The organism is Sulfuricaulis limicola, assembly GCF_002355735.1.
In the GTDB taxonomy this organism is placed as follows: domain Bacteria; phylum Pseudomonadota; class Gammaproteobacteria; order Acidiferrobacterales; family Sulfurifustaceae; genus Sulfuricaulis; species Sulfuricaulis limicola.
On sequence record NZ_AP014879.1, the window covers coordinates 2,607,142 to 2,629,567 of the forward strand.

Here is a 22,426-nt window from a genome sequence, read left to right on the forward strand (position 1 = left end):
CGTTTGATCAAGGAGGTCTCGTGTCAGGATTCAGGCAAACCATCATAAACGCCGCCGTCGCGGTTTCCTTAAGTGCGCTGGTGTCCGCCACCGGCGCCAACGCCGCGGACCCGGTGCCCGGCGCGCGCAAGACCTCGTTCGCGCCGCCGGAAGCAACAGTCAATCTCAACAAGCCGTCGCTCGAAGGCGTGGCGCGCGGCCTGCCGGCCGGCGCCGACAACGTGCTGGTGTTCAGCGCGCCGCCGCGTGAAACCGAAGAAGAGGCCCTGCGCACCTACCAGCCGATCGCCGAGTACCTCTCGCGCATCATCAACAAGCCGATCGTGTACCGCTATTCGAAGGACTGGCTCACCTACCAGACGGAGATGCAGCGCGGCAGCTACGACCTGGTGTTCGATGGCCCGCACTTCAACAGCTGGCGCATCTCGCATCTGCGGCACAACTCGCTGGTGAAGGTCGCCGGCGAACACGCCTTCGTCGTGGTGGTGCGGAAAGACAACGCGCGCGTTACCGAGCTCAGGCAACTCGCCGGGCAGAGAATCTGCAGCATGGACCCGCCCAACCTGGGCACGCTCGCGGTGCTCGAACAGTTCGACAACCCGGCGCGCCAGCCGCTGATCATGAACAGCGTCGGCTGGACCAAGGCCTACGAGGGCGTGGCGTTCGAGAAGAAGTGCGCCGCCGCCATCGTGCCGGTGGCGAACCTGATGAAATTCTCCAACTACGCGAACGTCGTGCGCGCGGTGTACACCACCAAGTCGCTGCCGAACCAGGCGTTCTCGGCCGGTCCGCGCATCACCAGCCAGGACCAGGCGCTGATCGCCGCGGCGCTGCTGTCCAAGGATGGATCGCCCGTCGTCGCCCGGCTGGTATCGGCCTACGGCACCGACAACAAGGGCCTGGCCTATGCCAGCAAGGATGAATACGCCGGGTTCGATGCCTACCTGAAGAACAGCTGGGGCTACGCGCGCTGAGGCGCGCCGGGACATTTCACAACCAACCGTACCACCGCGGCCGTGCCGCGGTGGTACGGTCCTTCATTCAGGCCGGTCAGTATTTCTTCCAGCCGTAAAATCTCGCCTTCCCTGAACTCCTGCCGCAACATGTCGGCGGTATAGAGCATTTCCTTCACCGGTGGGCCACCGGTTTTGTATTCCAGCTGCTTCGGCGTGAACGCCTCCATGATCAGGATGCCACCGGGCTTGAGCGTCCGGAACATTTGCCGGTGCAGGCGTGCGCGGAATTCGGGCGTGAAATGAATGAAGATGGCCACGACGAGGTCGAATTCATGCTCGGGCCATTTCCAGGTCGTGAGATCGGCCAGCTCCGTGCGAATCGCCACCCCACGACTTTTGGCCAGCTCCCGCGCCTTGCGCAGCCCCACCTCCGAGCCGTCCACCGACAGCACCTCCAGTCCCTGCTGCGCCAGCCACACCCCGTTGCGCCCCTCGCCGTCGGCCACGGCGAGCGCCTTCATGCCGGGTTTCAAATACTGTTTCTGGGAAACGAGAAAGGAATTGGGCTCGGTGCCATAGGCGAAGCCGGGCTCGGCGTAACGGGCGTTCCAGAAATCGTGGGTCATGGCATTTACCAACCGTACACGATCAAACGACTAATAAAGCTCGATACAGGCGGAGTCACGATTTGCATGGAATTCCAGCAAATCGGAATGATGTCGTCGCAGGATGTCTTGAATGTAATCTGTGACTGTGTTGCCACATCTTATCCAGATCACTTTCGGCGGGTAGCCGTGAATCAGTCCGCGCTCGTTGAAATCCGAGTCCTGACTGACTATCACGAAACCGTTTTTCCTGGCGTATTGCCAGATTGTTTCGTCGTCGGCGGTTTCCATGCCCAGCAGACGCACGTGCGACGACCCCGGATAGAGATCCTCCAGGGCCGCCACCAGACGGAAGGAAAGTTCTGGTCGAAAAGAAGCTTCAAGCCTGTTTGTAGGTAAGCTGATGTTCGCGGTCAGCCGCGAACATCAAACAGGCCTGGATGTCTTCGGAAGTCAATTCAGGGTAATCGCGCAGGATTTGTTCCTGCGTCATGCCGGAGGCCAGCCAGCCCAGCACGTCATAAACACTGATGCGCATATGACGGATGCAGGGCTTGCCGCCGCGCTTGCCGGGTTCAATCGTGATGATATCGCGGTAATCCATAGTGAAAACCTATGCCTGTTCCACCCGGAAATCAAGCATCCGCGGGCTTCACAGGCTGGTGACCCTGCAGCCGCTGCGCCAGCGCCTTGACCTCCAGCGGCTTGTCCACGCCGCGGAATGTCACCTCGATGCCGCTGCCGCCAGCGCTGGAGAACTCCACGTCCCCCACGCCCACGATCCGCCCCACCAGCGACTGGTTCACGTTGATATTGCGCAGGTCCTGGATACGGATGGATTTCACCTTGCGCGCGATCAACCCCTCGCGGCTCTCGATGGTCTCGTTGTCGATCTTGTAGGCCCAGGAATAACGCCGGTAAATCACCACGGCGATGAGATAAACGAACACCCCCACGATCACCACCTGCACCACCCGCAGGTTCTCGGGCGAGAAATACTGATTGCCCTTGAGGAGGGCCAGAATGAACACAACCGGCATCAGGATCATGACGCCGATCTGCCACCACTGGTTCAGCCACGCCGGACGCGCAATATAGTTCATGGTTTCATTCTCCGGGGTTTTCCCCTGGGGTTGTTGGTGGTCACGGGAAGCGAGGTATTTGTAGTCTTTCATGAAAAATATTGATTAATTAGCCCCCTGCGGAGCCTCTTTGCTTTTCATTTGCAGTACTTTCATTTTTTCATCCAGCTTTTTCTTCATAAGATCAGTTCTTTGATTTGTCGTATCAGCTTGATCAGCATACGGCCGTAGGCAGGATTCAGTGCTCCTGGGGACAGGACTTTTTGCCAAATAACCAATAACAAGCTCCAGGAAGAATTTTCCCATAGTATCGGCAGGGTCGGTTTTGCCTCGCACGCACACATACGATAGTGGCGAAATTGCCACGTGTATGTTTTTTTCAGATGAGGATGTTCTGCTCAGATGAAACTTCCAGGACGTGCGGATTTCACCCGACTCCACAGCCGATGATCGCGAAACAATGTCGGTCCGAATTACATTTTCATTCGCTGTTTGAAAAAATTCGACCAAGGGAAAGTATTTCCATTCTATTTGCTTGTCGGCCTTACCCGCATAGGCCTCCAGTTGTTCACGATTCTCAGGTGCAATCCCGTTTTCGACGTAATACCCCTCAAACAGGGCCATAAGCTTAATAGCCGGCATTACAACGCCATCCAAAAATTCCTGATGAGTCAAATATACGGGTGTTAACGTGCGTTGCGCATCTGAAGTTGCGCATCCGGTAAATAGCGCTGTTGCAACAATAAGCGCCTTTACATATCTATTTGATGGCACCTTCATGAGTGGCGCATCATAATTCTTGATTTTAGAAATAGCATGTTTGTGCTATCCGCCCCCCTGAGTCAAGTTAAGCCCCGAATGGTTTTGCTAACCTCCCCGTAGCGCGCGCCGAGTACCGCAGCCCCACCGGGAGTAGTTAAGCGAGACCGTGTTCGAGCCCGAGGCGCGTTTCCCAGCGCCCGGCGAGTTGGTCGAGCGCCCGGTGGGGCGAGGAACGAAGGAAGCTTTCGCGCGCTCCGGGGTGTGTTTCTTTTGGTTACTTTTCTTTGCACAAGCAAAGAAAAGTAACCTGCCGTGGGTCAGCCACCCACAAGTAGCTTTTGAGTCGCGCGCAAAGCGCGCGAACCATTCAAGACCTGGATTCCCGCTTTCGCGGGAATGACGAGAGCTCGTGCGCGGAACGCGCACCCAAACTTAATGCAAAGCTCGCCTCGCGAGCTTCGGCAAATCCCCTTCCAATCCCGAAGCCCTTCGCATGATCAAATTCTTGATCGGCGTCGCCGCATTGGTGAGATCCAGCCCCCAATTCCGCAACTGACTCACCACCGGCAGCTCATTGCCAAATAAATATTTAAATCCACCGGTTATGGAAACCATGGCCAAGTTGTCGCCCTTGCGCCAGCGCTCGTAGCGCCGCAGCACGGCATGGGCGCCGATGTCTTTTTGTTTCGCGGCCGCGTCCAGCAGCACCTCGGCCAGCGTGGCGGCGTCGAGAAATCCCAGGTTCACGCCCTGTCCGGCGAGCGGATGCACCGTATGCGCGGCATCGCCGACCAGGGCCAGGTGCGGCGCGGTGTAGGCTCTGGCGTGCGATAAGGCGAGCGGGAATCCCGCGCGCGGTCCGAGCGTCTGGATTTTCCCCAGGGAATCGCCGAAAACCTGCTGCAATTCGGCGATAAAGGCCGCGTCATCGAGCGCCAGCAATTGATCGGCATGGGCGGTGTCAGCCGACCACACGATGGAACAGGTATGTGGCTCATCGAGCGGCAGGAAGGCGAGCGGGCCGGTGGTCAGGAACACCTGACGCGCCGTTGCCTCATGCGGCTTTTCGGTCGTGGTCGTGGCCACGATGCCCTTCTGGTGCAGATTAAGCGCCTGGGTTTCGATGCCGGCCGCGCGTCGCACCCCGGAATCGGCCCCGTCGGCGCCGACCAGCAGTTTCGCCTGCAGGCTGCGGCCATCTTTCAGCGTCACCACCGCACCGTTGTCCGCCAGGGTGATATCGACGATCTCGACCGGGCACAGATGATGGACATTGGTGAACTGGTGCAGGCGCTCGATCAGCGCCGTCTGGATCACGCTGTTCTCGACGATATATGTCAGCGCCGGCTCGCCGATCTCGGCGGCGTTGAAATGAATCGCGCCGCTGCCCGCGCCGCCCGACACCCGCATCTCCCGCACCGGCGAAACGCGCCGCCGGGCCATGCCCTCCCACGCGCCGAGATTTTCGAACAGGGCGCGCGAGGCCAGCGTGAGCGCGCTGACGCGCTGGTCGTAGCCTTTTTCCGGCGGACGCATGGCGGGCGAGCGATCCAGCAGCACGACCTTGAACGCCGAATTTCCCAGCGCGCAGGCGAGCGCCGCGCCGACCATGCCGCCGCCAACGATTACGATGTCATAAGAAGATTTCATTTAAGAATTCGAATAGACAGGATTAAGCAGGGCGAGCCGGAAACAGACGAAGACACTTAACGTGTCTTCGTCCCGGCGAGCGCCCCGCCACGGATGGCGGGGCCGAGTGTATCGAAGCCTCCATGGTTACGCCAAGGACGGCGGGCACGCCCTCCCTGACGTCGCGACACAGACTTCGATAAACCCCGGCCCGCACCTCCCTGTGCGGGCGCTCAGCGGCGCCGATGTACGTTAAGTACATCGGCGACTGCTCCGCTTCGCCCTGTAAATCCTGTGAAATTCAAAGCGGCAGGCCGCGCGCGAGGCGCGGGAGCCGTCCGGACAATCCGCTGGTGACGCGCACGAAACCGCGCTTCACGCCGGGCATCAGGTCCACCGCCAGCAGCCCGGCGTTGCGCAGGAACGTGAGCGGGAAGGCGTTGTTGGAAAAAACCCGGATCAGGCCGTTGGTGAAACCGGCCGTGACCTGGTTGTCGCGCTGGCGCCAGCTGGCATAACGGCGCAGCACCGCGAGGCTGCCGATGTCCTCGCCGGCGCGCACGGCGTCCGCGAGGATTTCCGCGATGGATGCCACGTCGCGCAGGCCGAGATTGAAGCCCTGCCCGGCCACCGGATGCACCGTGTGCGCGGCGTTGCCGATGAGCGCCAGGCGTTCGCGCACCTGTTCTTTCACCCGCGTGAGCGCGAGCGGGTAGGCGGCGCGCTTGCCGGGGCGCGTGAAGGTTCCGAGCCGGTCGCCGAAACGATCCTGCAAGCGGTTCAAAAATTCCGCATCGCTCCAGCCGAGAATGGTCGGCACCTCGGCCTCTTTCGCGCTCCATACCACCGCGCATTCATTTTTGCGTAGGGGCAGCAGGGCCAGAGGGCCGGTGTCGGTGAAGCGCTCATAGGCGGTGTTGCCGTGGGGTTCACTCGCCGTGACCGTGGTCACGACCGCGCTCTGGCAATATTCGGTGCGCTCCGCCTCGATGCCGAGGGCCGCGCGCACCGCGGAATGCGCGCCGTCGGCGGCGATGACCAGGCGCGCCGTGAGCGTCTTGCTGGTGTTGTCGTGGCGCACCGTTACCGACGCCGCGGCCGGATCGAGCCTGATTTCCTGCATTTCCGCCGGGCACAGCCACTCGATGTTTTTCGACGCCTGCATGGTCTTCAGCAGCACGACCCCGAGCGCGCGATTGGCTACGACATAGCCCAATGCCGGCAGCCCGGCCTCGGCGGCGGACAGGCGGGTCACGCCGAAATGGCCGCGGTCGGAAATGTGGATACGTTCGATGGGCGTGGCCTCCGGCGCCACCTCGTTCCAGACACCCATGCCTTCGAATATCTTTTTCGAACCCCAGGCCAGCGCCAGCGTGCGGTCGTCATAGCTCGGCTGGGCGGAGGCCGCGAGCGGCACCGCCTCGATCACGCCGATGCGCAGGGTGCTGGCGCGCAAGGCACAAGCCAGGCTGGCGCCAACCAGCCCGCCGCCGATGATCAAAATATCGAAATCGGTTTTCATATGATTACTTGGCCACAGAGTTCACAGAGGGCACAGAGATAAAAAAAACTATTTCCAATTCTCTGTGTACTCTGTGTTCTCTGTGGCAAAAATAATATTAATGCTTCATCAGCGCTTCGATCTCGGCGATCGTCTTGGGCGCGTCGCGCGACAGCACCTCGTTGCCGTCGCGCGTGACCAGCACGTCGTCCTCGATGCGCACGCCGATGTTGCGGAAACCCTCCGGGATGTCCTGAGCCGCGGCGATGTACAGGCCGGGCTCGACGGTGAGCACCATACCGGGCTCGAGCAGGCGCCAGGTGTCGTCCAGCTTGTAGTCGCCGACGTCGTGCACGTCCATGCCGAGCCAGTGGCCGGTGCGGTGCATATAGAAGCGCTTGTAGTCGCCGTTCTCGATATGCCCGTCCACCGCGCCGTTGAGCAGGCCCAGGTCCCTGAGCCCCTGGGTCAGCACGCGCACCGCGTTCTCGTGCGGGTCGTTCCAGTGCTTGCCGGGTTTGACCTGCTCGATCGCCGCCGATTGCGCGGCCAGCACCAGTTCGTAGATTGCGCGCTGCTCGCCGCTGTAGCGGCCGCTGACGGGGAAGGTGCGCGTGACGTCGGCGGCGTAGCCGTCGATCTCGGCGCCGGCGTCGATCAGCAGCAGGTCGCCGGGCTTCAGTTCGGCGTTGTTTTCGGTGTAATGCAGGATGCAGCCGTTGGCGCCGCCGCCGACGATCGGCGGGTAGGCCGGGAACGGGCTGCCGCCCTTCTTGAACTCGTATAGCAGCTCGGCCTCGATCTCGTATTCCATCATTCCCGGCTTGCACGTCTGCATTGCGCGCCGGTGCGCGTTAGCCGAGATTTTCGCGGCACGCTTCATCAGCCGGATCTCCTCCGGCCCCTTGAACAGGCGCATCTCGTGCAGGATGTGATCGAGCGTGACGAACTCGCCGGGCGCGTGCACGCCGTTGCGGCTCTTGGCGCGCACTTCATTCACCCAGTTCATCAGATGCGCGTCGAAATCCGGATCGCGCCCCATGCTGTAGAACACCTTGTCACGGTTCTCCAGCAGGCCGGGCAGAATTTCATCTATATCGTCGATGGGAAAGGCGTCGTCGGCGCCGTAGATTTCGCGCGCACCCTCGAGGCCGGCGCGCCGCCCTTCCCAGATTTCCTTTTCCGGATTGCGCTCACGGCAGAACAGGATGTACTCACCGTGTTCGCGCCCCGGCACCAGCACCATCACCGCCTCAGGCTCGGGAAAATGGGTGAGGTAATAGAAATCGCTGTCGGCACGGTACGGGTAATGCACATCGCGGTTGCGCACGCGCACCGGCGCCGTCGGCAGGATGGCCACGCCGCCGCCCATGTGGCTCATCAGCGTCTCGCGCCGCTTCTGGAAAATTTTCATGTCCATGGCGGCATTATGCCAAAATCAGGGGCGCTGCGTCGGACGCTGGTGACAAGGCGGCGGGTTGTTATAATCCCCGGCCGGACCGATGTCCCCGGCGGCATATCCGACGGCCGGTCATCCGCCGGGGATCAGACAGGCGGGACCCATGTCCAAACACGGCCGGAACAGATATAAGCTAACCGCCTCTTACCCATGCCTCAGGAGACACAACTAATGGATAAAATTCGCCGCCTCACCAAACCCGTCAGCCATCTGGTCGTCCTCGGTTTGCTGGCACTCAGCCTGCACCTGCCCGCCGCCAACGCCGCCATGGTCGGCACCGAAACGGTGGTCAACGCGGCCCAGGCGCAACAGAACCGCGAGCGCGTCTTGAGCACGCTGAACCGCGCCGACGTGCAGCAGCAACTCGTGGCCCGCGGTGTCGATCCGGCGCAGGTACAGGCGCGTCTCGACAGCCTGACGGACGAGGAAGTCCAGACGCTGGCCGCCAAGATGGATCAGCTGCCGGCCGGCGGTGACGCCCTCGGCTTGCTGGTATTCATCTTCGTCCTGCTGCTGATCACGGACATTCTGGGATTCACCAACGTTTATCCCTTCGTCAAGCATCCGCAGCGCCGCTAGTCGTCGTTGGAGATGGCTCGCGTGAGTCGTACCCAGACCGCCCGGTTTTTCACGGGCGGTTTTTTCATTCTGACGGCTCTGCTTGTATCGGGCTGCGCCTCACTGCACACGGACCGGATACTCGCCACCGCCGGGGCGCTGCCGGAACCGGTCGAATTGACCGCGGTTCCGTTTTTCCCGCAGGAGGAATACCAGTGCGGCCCGGCGGCGCTGGCAACGGTGCTCAACTGGAGCGGCGTCAGCATCACGCCCGCGGAACTCGCACCGCAGATGTACCTGCCCGAGCGCCGCGGCAGCCTGCAACTGGAACTGCTCGGCACCGCGCGCCGCCACGGGCGCGTTCCCTACGTGTTGCAGCCGCAGCTGGAAACGCTGCTGGCCGAGGTATCGTCCGGCAACCCGGTGCTGGTGCTGCAAAACCTGAGCCTGCCGTGGTACCCGAAATGGCATTACGCCGTGGTGGTCGGATTCGACCTGAAGCGTGACCGCGTGATACTGCGCTCCGGGCCGATTGAGCGCCACGAGACGCCGTTCAAGGTCTTCGAGCGTACTTGGCGCCGCTCGAATTACTGGGCGCTGGTGGTGCTGTCGCCCGACCGCCTGCCGTTCACCGCCGAGGAGATTCCCTACGTGCAGGCGGTCGCGCCGCTCGAGCGCCTGTCACGCTGGCCGGAAACGGCGACGGCCTATGCCACGGCGCTCACGCGCTGGCCGAAGAGCCTCGCGGCGCGCATGGGTCTCGGCAACAGCCGCTACGCGCTGGGCGACCTGCGCGGCGCGGAGGAAGCCTTCCGGCGGGCGACGCAGGATCATCCCGATGCCGGCGCGACGTTCAACAATCTGGCGCAGACGCTTGCAGATCAGGGCCGCCTGCCGGAGGCGCAGGCCGCGGCACAGCGCGCGGTGGAACTCGGCGGACCGCAACACAAAACCTTCCGTGAAACTTTGAAGCAAATAGAGACAAAAATCGAAAACAAAAATTGACAGGATTCACAGGGCGAAGCGGGGTTGTCGCCGATGTACTTAACGTACATCGGCGCCGCTGAGCGCCCGCACAGGGGTGAGTCGCGACAGCGACGAACGCCCGGCCAGGGATGGCCGGGCTGGACTTCGAGCGAAGCATGGAATGCGCAGCGAGAAGTGCGGGCCGGGGTAAAACGAAGCCTCTGTCGCGACGCCAGGGAAGGCGCGCATGCCGTCCTTGGCGTGGCCATGAAGGCTTCGATACACACGGCCCCGCCATCCGTGGCGGGGCGCTCGCCGGGACGAAGACACGTTAAGTGTCTTCGTCTGTTTCCGGCTCGCCCTGCTTAATCCTGTCTATTGTTTTTTAATGCTTCGCCACCGGCGGCTGCAATTCCTCGAACACCAGCTGCACCCCCACCCGCAGGTATTCCACGATCTCCGTCAGCGCCCGCGCCTCCTCTTCACCGGCCCCGGAGGCGTCCAGATCGGCCTCGGAAATGCTCGTGATGTCGCGGATGATCTCGCCGGCGTCGCCGGGCAGGGTCTGCCCCTGCTTCACGCCGCCGGCGTGCAGCCCCAGCAGGTAGCCGCGGCACCAGTCGGACAGGCCCTCGATCTGCCCGGCCAGGCCGTGTTCGTCGTCCGGCAGCAGCAGGGCAAAATCGCACTCCATCCCGTTCAAATGGGCATGGGTCGCGCGGTGCAGTGACGTGAGCACTTGCGCCAGGGGCGGCGGCATCGGCACGTCACGGCCCAGCACCAGCTCCTGCCAGGCCACGCGCGCGCCCTGGGGCGCGCACAACACGCCGGCGATGATGCCGTGCACTTCGGCAGGGCTGGTCGTCACGCCGGCCTCGTGCAGCAGCCGCGCGGCGTCGTCATAGGCGGGAAAGTCGGGTGTGTTTTCCACGGCGGGGTCGGGACGCGCGCAGCGGTCGGCGGTGAGGGGAAGAAAAGTTTACACCCCTCCGTCGGCGACCGGAAGCGTTGACCCGTACCGGCGCCGGTCATATAGTGTGCGACATGGCAAGCGATGATTCCCGTCTGGACAGCACGGACCTCAAGATTCTCGAGAGCCGCATCGACGAACTCATCGAGACCTGCCGGCGCCTGAAAAACGAAAACCAGGCGCTCAAGTCGGACCAGGACAGTCTCAGCGAGCAGCACGCGCGCCTGATGGAAAAAACCCGTCACGCCCGCGCACGCATCGAAACCATGATCGACCGCCTCAAGGCGCTGGAGCGCAGCTGACGTGAAGGAAAACCGCGACGGCGTGACCGTCACCATCCTCGGCAAGGAATTCATGGTGGCCTGTCCCGAGGACGAACGCGCGGCGCTGGTCGCCGCCGCCGGCTATCTCGACAAGAAAATGCGCGAGATCCAGTCCACCGGCAAGGTCATCGGCACCGAGCGTACCGCCGTCATGGCGGCGCTCAATATCGCGCACGAACTTCTCGATCTGCGCCAGCGTGGCGGCATGGCCGTTGATACAGTGCAGAAAATCAAATTCCTCCAGACCAAGATCGACGCCGCCCTGCGCTGGGATGCACAAACCCGCCAATAGGTATATAGTTGAAGTGCGCCCCCTGCGGTGCGCGTGATTGCTCCAGTTATCCTCTGAACCTATAAGTGCTTTTAACGGGAGCCGGATTGTAGATGCCGTTGTGCAAGCCCGCCTCGTAGCGGGAAGCCTGAAGCATCTCTGAGGCACCCAACTTGGACCTCACGGTTCAAGGCTACGGGGCAACACGGCATCTGCGGAGGGCGTCTTTATTTTTCCGCATTGAATATCTCCGTGCCCACAGACAAATCCGACCTGCGCCAGAAACTGCGCGCCCGCCGCCGCGCCCTGTCCGCCGATGAGCAGCACCAGGCCGCCCGCCGTCTCGCGGTGAACCTGGCCGGCACGCGCCTGTTTCTCACCAGCCGTCGCGTCGCCTGCTATCTGCCGAACGACGGCGAGATCGACACCGGACCGGTGATCGAGCACATCCGTCACCTGCGCAAGACCTGCTACCTGCCGGTGCTGTCGCGCCTGTCGCACGACCGCCTGTGGTTTGCCGAGGCCGGGCCCAAAACGAAGCTGACTCCCAACCGCTTCGGCATCCCCGAACCGGTGGTGAAATCGCGCGATCTGGTGCGCGCGCAGGAACTCGACCTGATCCTCATGCCCCTGGTCGGCTTCGACGACCAGGGCAACCGGCTGGGCATGGGCGGCGGCTTTTACGACCGCAGCCTGGAATTCCTGCGCCACCGGAACCATTGGCGCAAGCCACATTTGCTCGGAATCGCGTATGATTTCCAGCGCGTCAACGGATTGACGGCCGATCCCTGGGACGTCCCGTTGCAAGGCGTCATCACGGACCAGGCGGTCTATCTTTATTAGAGTTCTCCGATTTATCCGGAAAGGTAAGCATCATGAATCTGCTCTTCATCGGCGACGTGGTCGGTCAACCCGGACGGCGCGCCATCACCGATCAACTGCCCGGTTTGCGTCAGCGCTTCAAGCTCGACCTCGTCGTAGCCAACGCCGAGAACATCGCCGACGGCGCCGGCATCACCAAAAAAACCGCCAACGAACTGTTCGCCGCGGGCGTGGACGTGCTGTCCAACGGCAACCACGCCTGGGACAAGAAAGAAGCGCTCGAATACATCACCACCGAACCGCGCCTGCTGCGCCCGCACAATTATCCCGACGGCACGCCCGGCACCGGCTGGCATGTGGCCACGACCCACGCGGGCCACAAGGTCGGCATCCTGAACCTCATGGGCAACGTCTTCATGCATCCACACCTGGCCTGCCCGTTCGCCGCCGCCGACAAGGCGCTCGCGGCGAAACCGGATGACATTAAAATGGTATTGGTGGACCTGCACGCGGAAGTGACGAGCGAGAAAATGGCCATGGGCTGGTATCTCGACGGACGCGTAAGCGCGGTGGTGGGCACGCACACGCATGTGCCGACCGCCGACGAGCGCGTGTTTCCGAAGGGCACGGGTTACATCACCGATGTCGGCATGACCGGCTGCTACGATTCCGTGATCGGCATGGACACGCAGAAATCGCTCAAGCGTTTCGTGCACAAGCTGCCGGAGCGCTTCGAAGTGGCAGAAGGCATCGGCACCATTTGCGGCGTGCTGCTCGACCTCGACGAAAGCACCGGCCTGTGCCGCCACATCACGCGCCTGCGGGTATCCGAATCCGTCGCCCAGACCGCGGTCAAGGTCGCTTGACCGACAACTCAGCCGCGCCGTGAATTACTGGCTGATGAAATCCGAGCCGGACGCGTTCAGCATCACCGACCTCAAATCGCGCCCGAAGAGATCCGAGCACTGGGACGGCGTGCGCAATTACCAGGCGCGCAATTTCATGCGCGCCATGAAAAAGGGCGACCTCGCGTTTTTTTACCATTCGAGCTGCGAGACGCCGGGCGTCTATGGCATCATCGAGGTCGCGCGCGCGGCCTATCCCGACCACACCGCCTGGGACCCGGAAAACCGTCATTACGACCCGAAAAGCACCCCGGAACGGCCCCTGTGGTTCATGGTGGACGTGCGCTTCAAGCGTGAACTCGAAAAGCCCGTGACGCTCACCGCGATCAAAATGCAGTCGTCATTGAAACAGATGCGGCTGGTGCAGCGCGGCAGCCGCCTGTCGGTGATGCCGGTCACGGCGAAGGAATGGAACACGATACTGAAACTGGCCGAGGAGAAATTCCCATGAAAAAACTGTTTGCCCTGTTTGCGCTTTTCCTGTTCACCGCCGCCGGACTGCCGGCCGCGGCCAAGGGGCCGGCGGACAATCCGCGCCTGCGCATGACCACCAGCCTGGGCGTGGTCGAACTCGAACTGGACGCCCAGCGCGCGCCGGGGACGGTGCGGAATTTCATGAACTATGTCGAACGCGGCTACTACAACGGCATGATCTTCCACCGCGTGATCCCGGGCTTCATGATCCAGGGCGGCGGCTTCGCGCCCGGCATGCGCGAAAAAACCACCGGCGTGCCGGTCAAAAACGAGGCCGACAACGGCCTGAAAAATCTCGCCGGCACCATTGCCATGGCGCGCACCTCCGACCCGCAATCCGCGGCGGCGCAGTTCTTCATCAACACCGTGGACAACCCTGCGCTCGACCACCGCGACAAAACCGACCGCGGCTGGGGTTACGCCGTGTTCGGCAAGGTCACCAAGGGCATGGACGTGGTGAAGAAAATTGAGTCAGTCGCGACCCACACGGTCGGGCCATTTCAAGACGTACCGGTGAAGGACGTGATTATCCAGAAGGTGGAGTCGATCAAAAAGTAGCCGTCATCCCCGCGAAAGCTGGGATCCAGGCTGTAAATAACAAAGCCGCCCTCCGGGCGGCTTTGCATTTGTGTCGCCTGCGGCGACGCATACTTGTGGGTGCCTGACCCACGGCAGGGTTTTGCTCTGCTCCCGTATGGCGCGCCCGAGCATCGCAGCCGGTCCCGGGGTATTCGCGCCATCCGGGCGTGCTTTCTCTTGGTAACTTCTCTTTGCACGAGCAAAGAGAAGTTACCCGCCCGCGGTGCGGAAACCGCAATTATGCTTTTTGAGTCGCGCGCAAGGCGCGCGAACCATTAAATAACTGGATTCCGGCTTTCTCCGGAATGACAGACACAAATCAACTCAAAAACAACTTATACGCCGGATTCCCTGTCTCCTCGGCATATTCGTAGCCAAGGGCGTCGAGGAATTTCTGGAACGCCTTCTTGTCCCCGGGCGGGACCTGCATGCCGACCAGCACGCGGCCGAAGTCGGCGCCGTGGGAGCGGTAGTGAAAGAGTGAGATATTCCAGCGCCCGCCCGTCTTGTCGAGGAAGTTCATCAAGGCCCCGGGGCGTTCCGGGAATTCGAAGCGGTAGAGGATTTCATTGACGGCATTGGGCGCGCGGCCGCCGACGAGGTGGCGGATGTGCAGCTTGGCCATTTCGTTGTCGGTCATGTCGAGTGTGGCGTAGCCGTGTTTGCGCAGCGCGCCCATGAGCTGGCGCGCGTCCGCGGTGCCCGGCGGCACCTGCACGCCGACGAAGATATGCGCGTTCTTCGGGTCGTCGAAGCGGTAATTAAACTCGGTGACATTGTGATCGCCGAGGATGGTGCAGAATTTTTTGAGGGCGCCGGGACGCTCAGGAATGGTGACGGCGAAGATCGCCTCGCGCCGCTCGCCGATCTCGGCGCGCTCGGCCACGTGCCGCAGCCGGTCGAAGTTGACATTGGCGCCGGAGGCGATGGCGACGAGGTTTTTGTTCTTGAGCCGCTTCTGCCCGGCGTAGCGCTTCAGGCCGGCGTAGGCGAGCGCGCCGGCGGGTTCGAGGATCATGCGACGGTCCTCGAAAATATCCTTGATGGCGGCGCAGATCTCGTCGTTGCTGACGATCACCATTTCATCCACGAACTGTTTGGCGAGCCGGAAGGTTTCCTTGCCCACCTGGCGCACCGCCACGCCATCAGCAAAGATGCCGACGTGATCCAGCAGGACGCGTTTGCCGGCCTTGAGCGACAGGTCCATGGCGTCGGCGTCTTCCGGCTCGACGCCGATGATTTTCACCTCGGGGCGCAACTGCTTGATGTACACCGCGATGCCCGCGATCAGCCCGCCGCCGCCGACGGGGACGAACACGGCCTCCAGCGGTCCCGTATGCTGCTTCAGGATTTCCATGCCGATGGTGCCCTGACCCGCGATCACCTCCGGATCGTCGTAGGGATGCACGAAGGTCAGCTTGCGTTGCGTTGCGATCTCGCGCGCATGCGCATAGGCGGCGTCGTAGTTGTCGCCGTGCAGTACCACCTTACCGCCAAGATTGCTCACGGCATCGATCTTGATGCGCGGGGTGGTGCGCGGCATGACGATGATGGCCTTGGTGCCCAGCTTCGCGGCCGCCAGCGCCACGCCCTGCGCGTGATTACCGGCCGAGGCCGCCACCACGCCCTTTTTCAACTCCGCCTTGGGCAGGCCCGCCATCTTGTTGTAGGCCCCGCGGCACTTGAAGGAAAACACCGGCTGCTCGTCCTCGCGCTTGAGCCACACCCGGTTGCCGGTGCGACGCGACAGGATGGGAGCGAGCTCCAAGGGGGTTTCGTGCGCGACGTCGTACACGCGCGCATTGACGATAGTCTTGAGGTATTTCTGGGGCATTTTTGTAATTTACCAGATCGGCCGCTTCATTATCACACGGTTTATAGGTATTCTGGCGCCCTTTCAGGCAAACGGAAAAGTCATGACTGCGGATGAAAAGAAAAAGGCCGTCGCCCTGGCGGCACTGGAATACGTCGAATCCGGCTGGGTGATCGGTGTCGGCACCGGCTCCACCGCCAATCACTTCATCGACGGGCTGGCGAAGATCAAGGGCAAGCTCGACGGCGCGGTGGCCAGCTCCAACGCCACCGCCGACCGGCTCAAGAAAGTCGGCATCCCGGTGCTCGATCTCAACTCCACCGGCGACCTGCCGCTGTACGTGGACGGCGCCGACGAGGCGACCAAACACCTGCACCTGATCAAGGGCGGCGGCGGCGCGCTCACGCGCGAGAAGATCGTGGCCGCGGCCAGCGCCAAATTCGTCTGCATCGCCGACGACTCAAAGCTCGTCGACGTGCTCGGCCGGTTCCCGCTGCCGGTCGAGGTCATCCCGATGGCGCGCAGCCTGGTGGCGCGCCGGATCGTGGAACTCGGGGGCCAGCCGGTGCTGCGCGAGAATTTCAAGACCGACAACGGCAACATCATCCTCGACGTGCACAACCTGAAGATCATGAACCCGGTGGAACTGGAAGAAAAACTCGACCATCTCGCCGGCGTGGTCACCAACGGTCTGTTCGCGCGCCGCCCGGCGGACGTCTTACTGTTAGCCTCGGATCAGGGTGTGCGCAAACTCACGTAGGTGTTGTTGGGGTTTGGCACTGTGCGCTTCACCCCAACCTACATTAAGCGAGTGGTTTCAGCGGTACAGCACGCCGCGGCGCACCAGCCATTTCTCGATCTCGACCCCGATAAAGACCAGGGTGGACATCGCCAGGCAGAAGGCGAGTTCGTTGAGCGTCAGCGCCTCGGTCTTGAAGACCGGGTTGAGCCAGGGCACGTAGATCGTCGCCAGCTGCAGCCCGAAGGTGAACAGCACCGCGCCGATCAGTGGCCGGTTGGAAAACACCCCCTGCACGAACAGCGAGTCGGTCTCGGAGCGGATCGCCAGCACGTGGCCGAGCTGCGACAGCGTCAGCACCGTGAATACCATGGTCTGCCAGTGGCCATGACCGGTGTGGATCGCCCACGCCTGGGTGAACAGCGAGGCCGCGCCCATGAGCACGCCGACCCACACGATGTGCTGCCACATGCCGTGCGCGAAGATGCTCTCGTTCGGCGGACGCGGCGGGCGCTGCATGACACCGCGTTCCTCTTTTTCGGCCGCCAGCGCCAGGCCCGGCAGGCCGTCGGTGACAAGATTGATCCACAGGATATGGATCGGCAGCAGCGGGATCGGCAGGCCCAGGAACGGCGCCAGGAAAATGGTCCAGATCTCGCCGGAGTTGCTGGTCATGGTGTACTTGATGAACTTGCGAATGTTGTCAAAGATGCGCCGGCCCTCGCGCACCGCGCGCACGATGGTGGCGAAGTTGTCGTCCAGCAGGATCATGTGCCCGGCTTCCTTGGCGACATCGGTGCCGGTGATGCCCATGGCCACGCCGATGTCGGCGCGCTTGAGCGCCGGCGCGTCGTTCACGCCGTCACCGGTCATGGCCACAAATTCGCCGCGGTCCTGCAACGCCTTGACGATCTTGATCTTCTGCTCCGGCGCCACGCGCGCGTACACGCGCACGCGCTCGACATGCTGCTCGAATTGCGCCATGTCGAGGCGCGCCAACTGCCGCCCCGTAAGCACCTCCGCATCCTGTTCGATAATTCCGAGACGCGTGGCGATGTTGCGCGCCGTGGCCGGATGGTCGCCGGTGATCATCACCGGCGTGATGCCGGCGCTGCGGCACAGCCGCACCGCCTCGCGCGCCTCGGGGCGCGGCGGGTCCAGCAGGCCGACCAGCCCGAGGAAAGTGAGTTTCGTCTCCACGTTTTCAGTGTCGGCCGGCTCCGGCAGCGCGGACCAGCGACGCACGGCCACCGCCAGCACCCGCAGGCCGTCGGCGGCCATGCGTTCGACCAGCGCCTCCACCGCGCCACGATCCAGCGCCTCCGCCCCGGCGGCGCCCAGGCGGTCGTGACACAGCGGCAGCACCTGCTCCGGCGCGCCCTTGGTGAAGGCAATCACCGCCTCCCCTTCCTTTGCACCCTCTCCCCTTACCCTCTCCCGCTCGCGCGGGAGAGGGGGAGCTGGAAGAGCTTCCCTATGCAAGGTGGTCATGCGCGCGCGCTCGGAATCGAAGGCAATCTCCGCCACCCGCGGTTGCGACTTGCTCAATACTGCCTTGTCGGCGCCAGCCTGGCGCGCGGCCAGGTACAACGCCACCTCGGTGGGATCGCCGATGAGCTCCTCTCCCGTCGTCGGTCGCGCGTCGTTGCTGAGCGCCAGCGCGGTCAGGAGGGTGCGCCACGGTTCCCGTGCCGCGGCATCGGCCGGCAGTGATTGCAGCATCTGGTCATCGGCGTAAACCTGCTCCACGCGCATGCGGTTCTCGGTGAGCGTGCCCGTTTTGTCGGAACAGATGAAGGTCACGGAGCCGAGCGTCTCGACCGCCGGCAGCTTGCGGATCAGCGCGTTCTGGCTGACCAGCTTGCGCGCGCCGAGCGCGAGCGACACCGTCACCACCGCCGGCAGGGCCTCGGGTATGGCGGCCACTGCCAGCGAGATGGCTGTGAGCAGCATCAGCATCACCGGCTCGCCGCGCAGCAGGCCGGTAACGAACAGGATGGCACAGATCACCAGCACCGCGACCGCGAGGTTGGCACCGAAGCGGGCCAGGCGCTTTTGCAGCGGCGTCTTGACCTCGCCTTCCGCGCGCAGCAGCGCCGCGATGCGGCCGAGTTCGGTCTCCATGCCGGTGGCCACCACCACGCCGCGGCCGCGGCCGTAGGTCACGAGCGTGCCCTTGAACGCCAGGTTGCGCCGGTCGCCGAGCGGCAGGTCCGGTTCGCGCAGGGCGCGCTCGAGCTTTTCCACCGGCTGGGATTCGCCGGTGAGCGCCGCCTCCTCGATCCGCAGCTGCACCGCCTCGGTCAGGCGCAGATCGGCCGGCACGGCGTTGCCGGCCTCGATGCGCACCACGTCGCCGGGCACGAGTTCGGCGGCCGGCACCATGCGCGATTGGCCGCCGCGCACCACGTGCGCGGTCAGCGCCGCCATCTGCTTGAGCGCGGCGATGGCGCGCTCGGCGCGGTATTCCTGCACGAAACCGATGACGGCGTTCAGCACCACGATGGCCACGATCACCAGCGTGTCCGTCAGGTCGCCGATCAGCCCCGACACGATGGCGGCGGCGATCAGCACCAGGATCATGAAGTCGGTGAATTGCCCGAGGAACATCGCCAGCGGCCCGCGGCGCCGGCCTTCGCGGATCTCGTTGGCACCATATTGTTCGAGGCGCGCCCGTGCATTTTCCGCACTCAAGCCCGCGCGCGCGTCGGTATCCAGATGCCGGGCGACCTCCTCCGCTGGCAGCGAATGCCAGGCGGGCGGGTTTGTATCGGCCATCATGGCGGTTCAGTGAATAATGCGGTTGATCTGAATATTAAGCTTCTTGATGCGGTGCCACAGGCTGCGCTCCGAAATGCCCAGCTTCTTCGCCGCGTGCGCCTGCACGCCTTTGGTTTGCGCCAGCGCTTCGAGGATCGCGCCACGCTCGACTTCTTCCAGCCAGTGATCCAGATTTTTCCGGCCCATTCGGGCGAGCGCGGATTTTTCGCCAGTGGCCACTCCGGAAGGCGTCGCGATCGCCGCCGGCAAATCCCCGACGTCGATGGTTTTGCCCTGGCATGACAGCAGCGAGCGTTCCACGGTGTTGCGCAGCTCGCGGATGTTGCCGGGCCAGTCATAACCTTCCAGCGCCTCCAGCGCCGCCGGGGTGAAGGCCGTGATCTTCTTGTCGGTCTCGGCGGCCAGTTCATGCAGGAAGGTCTGGGCCAGCAGCGGGATATCCTCGCGCCGGTGGCGCAGCGGCGGCACGACAATGCTGTAGACATCGAGGCGATACAGCAGGTCCTCGCGGAACTGGCCCTCCTGTACCAGCGCCTTCAGGTCGCGGTTGGTAGCGGCGATGAAGCGCACATCCACGGCGCGCACCTGGTTCGATCCGACCGGGGAGTATTCACGCTCCTGCAGCACGCGCAGCAGCTTTGCCTGCAATCCCGCATCGAGATCGCCGATCTCATCCAGAAACAGCGTTCCGCCCTGCGCCTGCTCGACCCGGCCGGCACGGTTCTGGGTCGCGCCGGTGAACGCGCCCTTGACGTAGCCGAACAGCTCGGACTCCATGAGATCGCGCGGGATGGCGGAACAGTTGAGCGCGACCCACGGCCGCTCGCGCCGCGGCGACAACTCGTGGATGGTGCGCGCCACCAGTTCCTTGCCGGTGCCGGATTCGCCGGTGATCAGCACGCCGGTCTTGTACGGCGCCACGCGTTGGATCTCCTCGAGCAATTGCCGCGCCGCGCGGCCTTCGCCGGCCAGGCGCTTGGCGCCGCGCGACTCGCTGACCTCGGCCTTGAGCTGGGCGTTTTCCCGCAGAATGTCGCGCAGCTTGATGGCGTTGTGCACCGCGATCTCGAGCTGCTCCGGCTCGAACGGCTTGGTGAGGTAATCGGCCGCGCCATCGTGAATGCTCTTGACCGCGGAGCGGATCGTGCCATGCGCCGTAATTATTATGACCGGCACGTCCGGACGTGACTGGCGGCAGCGCACGACGAATTCCTCGCCGCCCATGCCAGGCATGCGCAGATCGGTCAGCACCACGTCGAGGTTCGGGTTCTGCACCTGCGCCAGCGCCGCCTCGCCGCTGTCGGCCACGAGCACTTCGTGGCCGGCGCTTTCCAAAACCATGCGCATCACCGTCTGCATGTTCTGCTCGTCATCGACCACCAACACGGTTCGTTTCATGGCGCTATCTCCATTGCTTCATATACCGGAAACCGCATGACAAACCGGGCGCCGTTGCCCTCGGGAGGCCGGGCCTCGAGCCGGCCGCCGTTGGCCTCGACCAGGGTATGGGCGATGGTGAGGCCGAGACCGGTGCCCTGCTCCTTGGTGGTGAAGAACGGCTCGAACAGGCGCGGCATGATCTCGGGCGGGACGCCCGGCCCGTTGTCCTCGACCGACAGATACACGCTCCCGTTTTCCACGCCGGAACTAAGCCAGAATTTTCCCTCTTTTCCCTTCATCGCCTGCAGGGCGTTGGTCAGGATGTTGCTCCAGGCCTGCTGCAGCAGACCGGCATCGGCCTGGATTTTGGCGTCCTGGTGGCGCAAGGCCTTGCGCACCGTGATCGCAGGCATGCCGGCCAGCGCCAGCTCGAGGGCGCGCTCCAGCGGCTGAGCCGGATCGATGACCGCGAACGCCGGCTGGCGGTGGCGCGACAGCTGCAGGAAGTCCTGCACCAGGGTGGCGACGCGCAGGCTTTCCTCGCGGATCATGCGCGTCAGCTCGGCCTTCTTCTCCGGGGCGTAATCCGGCTTGTCGAGCAGAGCCGCCGAGGTGTTGATGATGCCGATGGGATTGCGGATCTCGTGCGCCAGCGACGCCGACAGTTCACCCATGGCGGTAAGCTTGTCTTTCTGGAAGCGCTGCGCCTGTTCGTCGCGCGCTTCGCGCAGACGCGCGGCCATGGCGTTGAAGGCCTTGGCCAGGTCACCGAATTCGTCATTCGAGCTGACGGGCACGCTGGCGCTGAAGTTCTGGCCCGCGAGCTGCATCACACCGTTGCGCAGATATTCCAGCGGCCGCACCACCAGGCGCGAAAGCAGCAGGCCGGCCAGGCCGCCGATGATCACACCGAGAAGGGAAATCGACAGGAACAGCGTGACGCGGTTGGTGAGCACTTCCTGCACGCCGCGGCGCTCCAGCCCGCTGAACATGATCGCCTCGACCCGCCCCGTCGGGTCCACGATGGGCGTATACAAACCGCGAAACTGGCCGTTCTCGGCCTCCAGGCTGTAATACGGTTTCTTGTCCTTCTCCAGCCGCGCCAGCGTCGAAGCCGGCAGATGTTTGAGTGCGATGGTCTGGCCGGGTGTTGAAAACAGGTCGTAGTAATTCTTGCCCTCGCGATAATACAGACGCGCCTTCAGGCCGGTGAGCTGCGCCAGTTCGTCGGTAAAGTCCTGCCCCAGCAAACTGCCGAGCACGAGGTAATACCGCGGTTTGCCCTGACGCGGGATCGGCGTGATGCCGACCGCCGCCAGCATGGTTTTGTTTTTGCGCGTCACCTTGAGCACGGCCTCGGTCTGGCCGCGTTCCCACAGGGTTTTCACCTCCATCGGGAGCGAGGAGTACAGCAGTTTCTTTTCCGGGCTGTACAGCTGAATCAGGTCGATGCCGAGCTTCTGCGAGATTTGCTGTACCGGCAGCGGAATCGCCTCCGCGGGATCACGCTCGAGCCTGCCGACGTAAGCCGGGTCGTCTGCCAGCACGCGTCCCAGGATGACGGCATCGTTCTGGTAAGCTTCGAGCCAGTTCTGGTTGGCGCGCGCGGCGTCGACGATCCATTGCTGCAGGCGTTTCTCGAAACTGATCGACACCCACTCGGCCGCCAGCCAGCCGGCCACCAGCATCGGCACAATCACGATCACGGAGATGACCAGCAGCACCTTGCGCTGCAGGCGGCCAAGCTTGAATCCACGAAATGACATGGGTTTCTCGAAATTTCCCAGGCTACAAATTTTGATGTTTGCTACAAAAATCAAGCATAGCGCAGCGTGGGGATTATATATATCT

The 22,426-nt window shown here is 63.1% G+C and carries 23 protein-coding genes and 1 other RNA gene; 11 read left to right on the forward strand and 13 right to left on the reverse strand.

The window, feature by feature from the left end; genetic code table 11:
* The first annotated feature begins 20 nt into the window (after window positions 1–20).
* Window positions 21–974, forward strand: a complete 954-nt coding sequence (locus tag SCL_RS12595; protein WP_172426046.1) for a phosphate/phosphite/phosphonate ABC transporter substrate-binding protein — start codon at window positions 21–23, stop codon at window positions 972–974.
* Here the strand turns inward: SCL_RS12595 and SCL_RS12600 are convergent.
* The 8 genes from SCL_RS12600 to pepP form a co-directional block, all read right to left on the reverse strand.
* Complete coding sequence (locus SCL_RS12600) at window positions 962–1,582, reverse strand: SAM-dependent methyltransferase (protein ID WP_096361533.1); 621 nt, start codon at window positions 1,580–1,582, stop codon at window positions 962–964. The genes SCL_RS12595 and SCL_RS12600 overlap by 13 nt on opposite strands.
* A 30-nt stretch (window positions 1,583–1,612) precedes the next feature.
* On the reverse strand, window positions 1,613–1,867 hold the full coding sequence (locus tag SCL_RS12605; RefSeq protein WP_231969818.1) for a DUF5615 family PIN-like protein: 255 nt from the start codon (window positions 1,865–1,867) through the stop codon (window positions 1,613–1,615).
* A 73-nt stretch (window positions 1,868–1,940) separates the two neighbouring features.
* Complete coding sequence (locus SCL_RS12610; RefSeq protein ID WP_096361535.1) at window positions 1,941–2,165, reverse strand: DUF433 domain-containing protein; 225 nt, start codon at window positions 2,163–2,165, stop codon at window positions 1,941–1,943.
* A 31-nt stretch (window positions 2,166–2,196) separates the two neighbouring features.
* Window positions 2,197–2,664, reverse strand: a complete 468-nt coding sequence (locus SCL_RS12615; protein WP_172426047.1) for a PH domain-containing protein — start codon at window positions 2,662–2,664, stop codon at window positions 2,197–2,199.
* Window positions 2,665–2,748: 84 nt separating this feature from the next.
* Window positions 2,749–3,423 carry a hypothetical protein gene (locus SCL_RS12620; protein ID WP_148665095.1) on the reverse strand — a complete coding sequence of 225 codons (675 nt, stop codon included), beginning with the start codon at window positions 3,421–3,423 and terminating at the stop codon, window positions 2,749–2,751.
* Between the two features lie 414 nt (window positions 3,424–3,837).
* Window positions 3,838–5,055 carry a UbiH/UbiF/VisC/COQ6 family ubiquinone biosynthesis hydroxylase gene (locus SCL_RS12625; protein ID WP_096361538.1) on the reverse strand — a complete coding sequence of 406 codons (1,218 nt, stop codon included), beginning with the start codon at window positions 5,053–5,055 and terminating at the stop codon, window positions 3,838–3,840.
* A 280-nt stretch (window positions 5,056–5,335) separates the two neighbouring features.
* On the reverse strand, window positions 5,336–6,556 hold the full coding sequence (ubiH, locus tag SCL_RS12630) for a 2-octaprenyl-6-methoxyphenyl hydroxylase (protein WP_096361539.1): 1,221 nt from the start codon (window positions 6,554–6,556) through the stop codon (window positions 5,336–5,338).
* A 97-nt stretch (window positions 6,557–6,653) separates the two neighbouring features.
* Window positions 6,654–7,955 carry a Xaa-Pro aminopeptidase gene (gene pepP / locus SCL_RS12635; RefSeq protein ID WP_096361540.1) on the reverse strand — a complete coding sequence of 434 codons (1,302 nt, stop codon included), beginning with the start codon at window positions 7,953–7,955 and terminating at the stop codon, window positions 6,654–6,656.
* Window positions 7,956–8,165: 210 nt separating this feature from the next.
* Between pepP and SCL_RS12640 the strand changes: the two genes are divergently transcribed.
* Together SCL_RS12640 and SCL_RS12645 are read left to right on the forward strand one after the other, a co-directional pair.
* Window positions 8,166–8,573: a PA2779 family protein gene (locus SCL_RS12640; protein ID WP_096361541.1), complete on the forward strand. Its 408-nt coding sequence runs from the start codon at window positions 8,166–8,168 to the stop codon at window positions 8,571–8,573.
* Window positions 8,574–8,594: 21 nt separating this feature from the next.
* Complete coding sequence (locus SCL_RS12645) at window positions 8,595–9,557, forward strand: PA2778 family cysteine peptidase (protein ID WP_197702637.1); 963 nt, start codon at window positions 8,595–8,597, stop codon at window positions 9,555–9,557.
* A gap of 346 nt (window positions 9,558–9,903) precedes the next feature.
* Here SCL_RS12645 and SCL_RS12650 read toward each other — a convergent pair whose 3' ends face one another.
* The gene (locus SCL_RS12650) at window positions 9,904–10,449 is read right to left on the reverse strand and encodes a UPF0149 family protein (RefSeq protein ID WP_096361543.1); all 546 of its coding nucleotides are present in this window, start codon (window positions 10,447–10,449) and stop codon (window positions 9,904–9,906) included.
* A 113-nt stretch (window positions 10,450–10,562) separates the two neighbouring features.
* Here SCL_RS12650 and SCL_RS12655 point away from each other — a divergent pair, with 113 nt between their 5' ends.
* The 7 genes from SCL_RS12655 to SCL_RS12685 all read left to right on the forward strand — a co-directional run bounded on the left by SCL_RS12655 (window position 10,563) and on the right by SCL_RS12685 (window position 13,841).
* The gene (locus SCL_RS12655; protein ID WP_096361544.1) at window positions 10,563–10,790 is read left to right on the forward strand and encodes a TIGR02449 family protein; all 228 of its coding nucleotides are present in this window, start codon (window positions 10,563–10,565) and stop codon (window positions 10,788–10,790) included.
* Between the two features lies 1 nt (window position 10,791).
* The gene (locus tag SCL_RS12660; protein WP_096361545.1) at window positions 10,792–11,103 is read left to right on the forward strand and encodes a cell division protein ZapA; all 312 of its coding nucleotides are present in this window, start codon (window positions 10,792–10,794) and stop codon (window positions 11,101–11,103) included.
* A gap of 16 nt (window positions 11,104–11,119) precedes the next feature.
* Window positions 11,120–11,307: non-coding RNA, 6S RNA (gene ssrS, locus SCL_RS12665), on the forward strand.
* 27 nt (window positions 11,308–11,334) lie between these two features.
* Entirely contained in the window at window positions 11,335–11,925 is a 591-nt protein-coding gene (locus SCL_RS12670) for a 5-formyltetrahydrofolate cyclo-ligase (protein ID WP_096361985.1), read from the forward strand.
* 32 nt (window positions 11,926–11,957) lie between these two features.
* The gene (locus SCL_RS12675; protein ID WP_096361546.1) at window positions 11,958–12,770 is read left to right on the forward strand and encodes a TIGR00282 family metallophosphoesterase; all 813 of its coding nucleotides are present in this window, start codon (window positions 11,958–11,960) and stop codon (window positions 12,768–12,770) included.
* 19 nt (window positions 12,771–12,789) lie between these two features.
* Window positions 12,790–13,260 carry an EVE domain-containing protein gene (locus SCL_RS12680; RefSeq protein ID WP_096361547.1) on the forward strand — a complete coding sequence of 157 codons (471 nt, stop codon included), beginning with the start codon at window positions 12,790–12,792 and terminating at the stop codon, window positions 13,258–13,260.
* Window positions 13,257–13,841, forward strand: coding sequence for a peptidylprolyl isomerase (locus SCL_RS12685; RefSeq protein WP_096361548.1), 585 nt, complete (start codon window positions 13,257–13,259; stop codon window positions 13,839–13,841). The genes SCL_RS12680 and SCL_RS12685 overlap by 4 nt, the downstream gene beginning before the upstream one ends.
* A 340-nt stretch (window positions 13,842–14,181) precedes the next feature.
* Here SCL_RS12685 and ilvA read toward each other — a convergent pair whose 3' ends face one another.
* The gene (ilvA, locus tag SCL_RS12690; RefSeq protein ID WP_096361549.1) at window positions 14,182–15,696 is read right to left on the reverse strand and encodes a threonine ammonia-lyase, biosynthetic; all 1,515 of its coding nucleotides are present in this window, start codon (window positions 15,694–15,696) and stop codon (window positions 14,182–14,184) included.
* Window positions 15,697–15,778: 82 nt separating this feature from the next.
* On the opposite strand from ilvA, the gene rpiA reads away from it, so the two are divergent.
* The gene (rpiA, locus tag SCL_RS12695) at window positions 15,779–16,435 is read left to right on the forward strand and encodes a ribose-5-phosphate isomerase RpiA (RefSeq protein ID WP_096361550.1); all 657 of its coding nucleotides are present in this window, start codon (window positions 15,779–15,781) and stop codon (window positions 16,433–16,435) included.
* Window positions 16,436–16,492: 57 nt separating this feature from the next.
* On the opposite strand, the gene SCL_RS12700 is transcribed toward rpiA, so the two are convergent.
* The 3 genes from SCL_RS12700 to SCL_RS12710 are packed head-to-tail and all read right to left on the reverse strand — an operon-like array spanning window position 16,493 to window position 22,341.
* A complete protein-coding gene (locus SCL_RS12700; protein WP_096361551.1) occupies window positions 16,493–19,195 on the reverse strand; it encodes a cation-translocating P-type ATPase in 2,703 nt (900 codons plus the stop codon).
* A gap of 6 nt (window positions 19,196–19,201) precedes the next feature.
* A complete protein-coding gene (locus SCL_RS12705) occupies window positions 19,202–20,593 on the reverse strand; it encodes a sigma-54-dependent transcriptional regulator (protein WP_096361552.1) in 1,392 nt (463 codons plus the stop codon).
* Complete coding sequence (locus tag SCL_RS12710) at window positions 20,590–22,341, reverse strand: ATP-binding protein (protein ID WP_096361553.1); 1,752 nt, start codon at window positions 22,339–22,341, stop codon at window positions 20,590–20,592. Before SCL_RS12710 ends, SCL_RS12705 begins: the two co-directional genes overlap by 4 nt.
* Between the last annotated feature and the right edge of the window lie 85 nt (window positions 22,342–22,426).

Excerpts from the sequence above, each read along its gene's own strand:
- SCL_RS12600 (WP_096361533.1), bottom strand. The coding sequence starts at position 1,582 with ATGACCCACGATTTCTGGAACGCCCGTTACGCCGAGCCCGGCTTCGCC.
- SCL_RS12610 (WP_096361535.1), bottom strand. The coding sequence starts at position 2,165 with ATGGATTACCGCGATATCATCACGATTGAACCCGGCAAGCGCGGCGGC.
- SCL_RS12615 (WP_172426047.1), bottom strand. The coding sequence starts at position 2,664 with ATGAACTATATTGCGCGTCCGGCGTGGCTGAACCAGTGGTGGCAGATC.
- SCL_RS12620 (WP_148665095.1), bottom strand. The coding sequence starts at position 3,423 with ATGAAGGTGCCATCAAATAGATATGTAAAGGCGCTTATTGTTGCAACA.
- SCL_RS12625 (WP_096361538.1), bottom strand. The coding sequence starts at position 5,055 with ATGAAATCTTCTTATGACATCGTAATCGTTGGCGGCGGCATGGTCGGC.
- ubiH (WP_096361539.1), bottom strand. The coding sequence starts at position 6,556 with ATGAAAACCGATTTCGATATTTTGATCATCGGCGGCGGGCTGGTTGGC.
- pepP (WP_096361540.1), bottom strand. The coding sequence starts at position 7,955 with ATGGACATGAAAATTTTCCAGAAGCGGCGCGAGACGCTGATGAGCCAC.
- SCL_RS12640 (WP_096361541.1), top strand. The coding sequence starts at position 8,166 with ATGGATAAAATTCGCCGCCTCACCAAACCCGTCAGCCATCTGGTCGTC.
- SCL_RS12655 (WP_096361544.1), top strand. The coding sequence starts at position 10,563 with ATGGCAAGCGATGATTCCCGTCTGGACAGCACGGACCTCAAGATTCTC.
- SCL_RS12675 (WP_096361546.1), top strand. The coding sequence starts at position 11,958 with ATGAATCTGCTCTTCATCGGCGACGTGGTCGGTCAACCCGGACGGCGC.
- SCL_RS12685 (WP_096361548.1), top strand. The coding sequence starts at position 13,257 with ATGAAAAAACTGTTTGCCCTGTTTGCGCTTTTCCTGTTCACCGCCGCC.
- ilvA (WP_096361549.1), bottom strand. The coding sequence starts at position 15,696 with ATGCCCCAGAAATACCTCAAGACTATCGTCAATGCGCGCGTGTACGAC.
- rpiA (WP_096361550.1), top strand. The coding sequence starts at position 15,779 with ATGACTGCGGATGAAAAGAAAAAGGCCGTCGCCCTGGCGGCACTGGAA.
- SCL_RS12700 (WP_096361551.1), bottom strand. The coding sequence starts at position 19,195 with ATGATGGCCGATACAAACCCGCCCGCCTGGCATTCGCTGCCAGCGGAG.
- SCL_RS12705 (WP_096361552.1), bottom strand. The coding sequence starts at position 20,593 with ATGAAACGAACCGTGTTGGTGGTCGATGACGAGCAGAACATGCAGACG.
- SCL_RS12710 (WP_096361553.1), bottom strand. The coding sequence starts at position 22,341 with ATGTCATTTCGTGGATTCAAGCTTGGCCGCCTGCAGCGCAAGGTGCTG.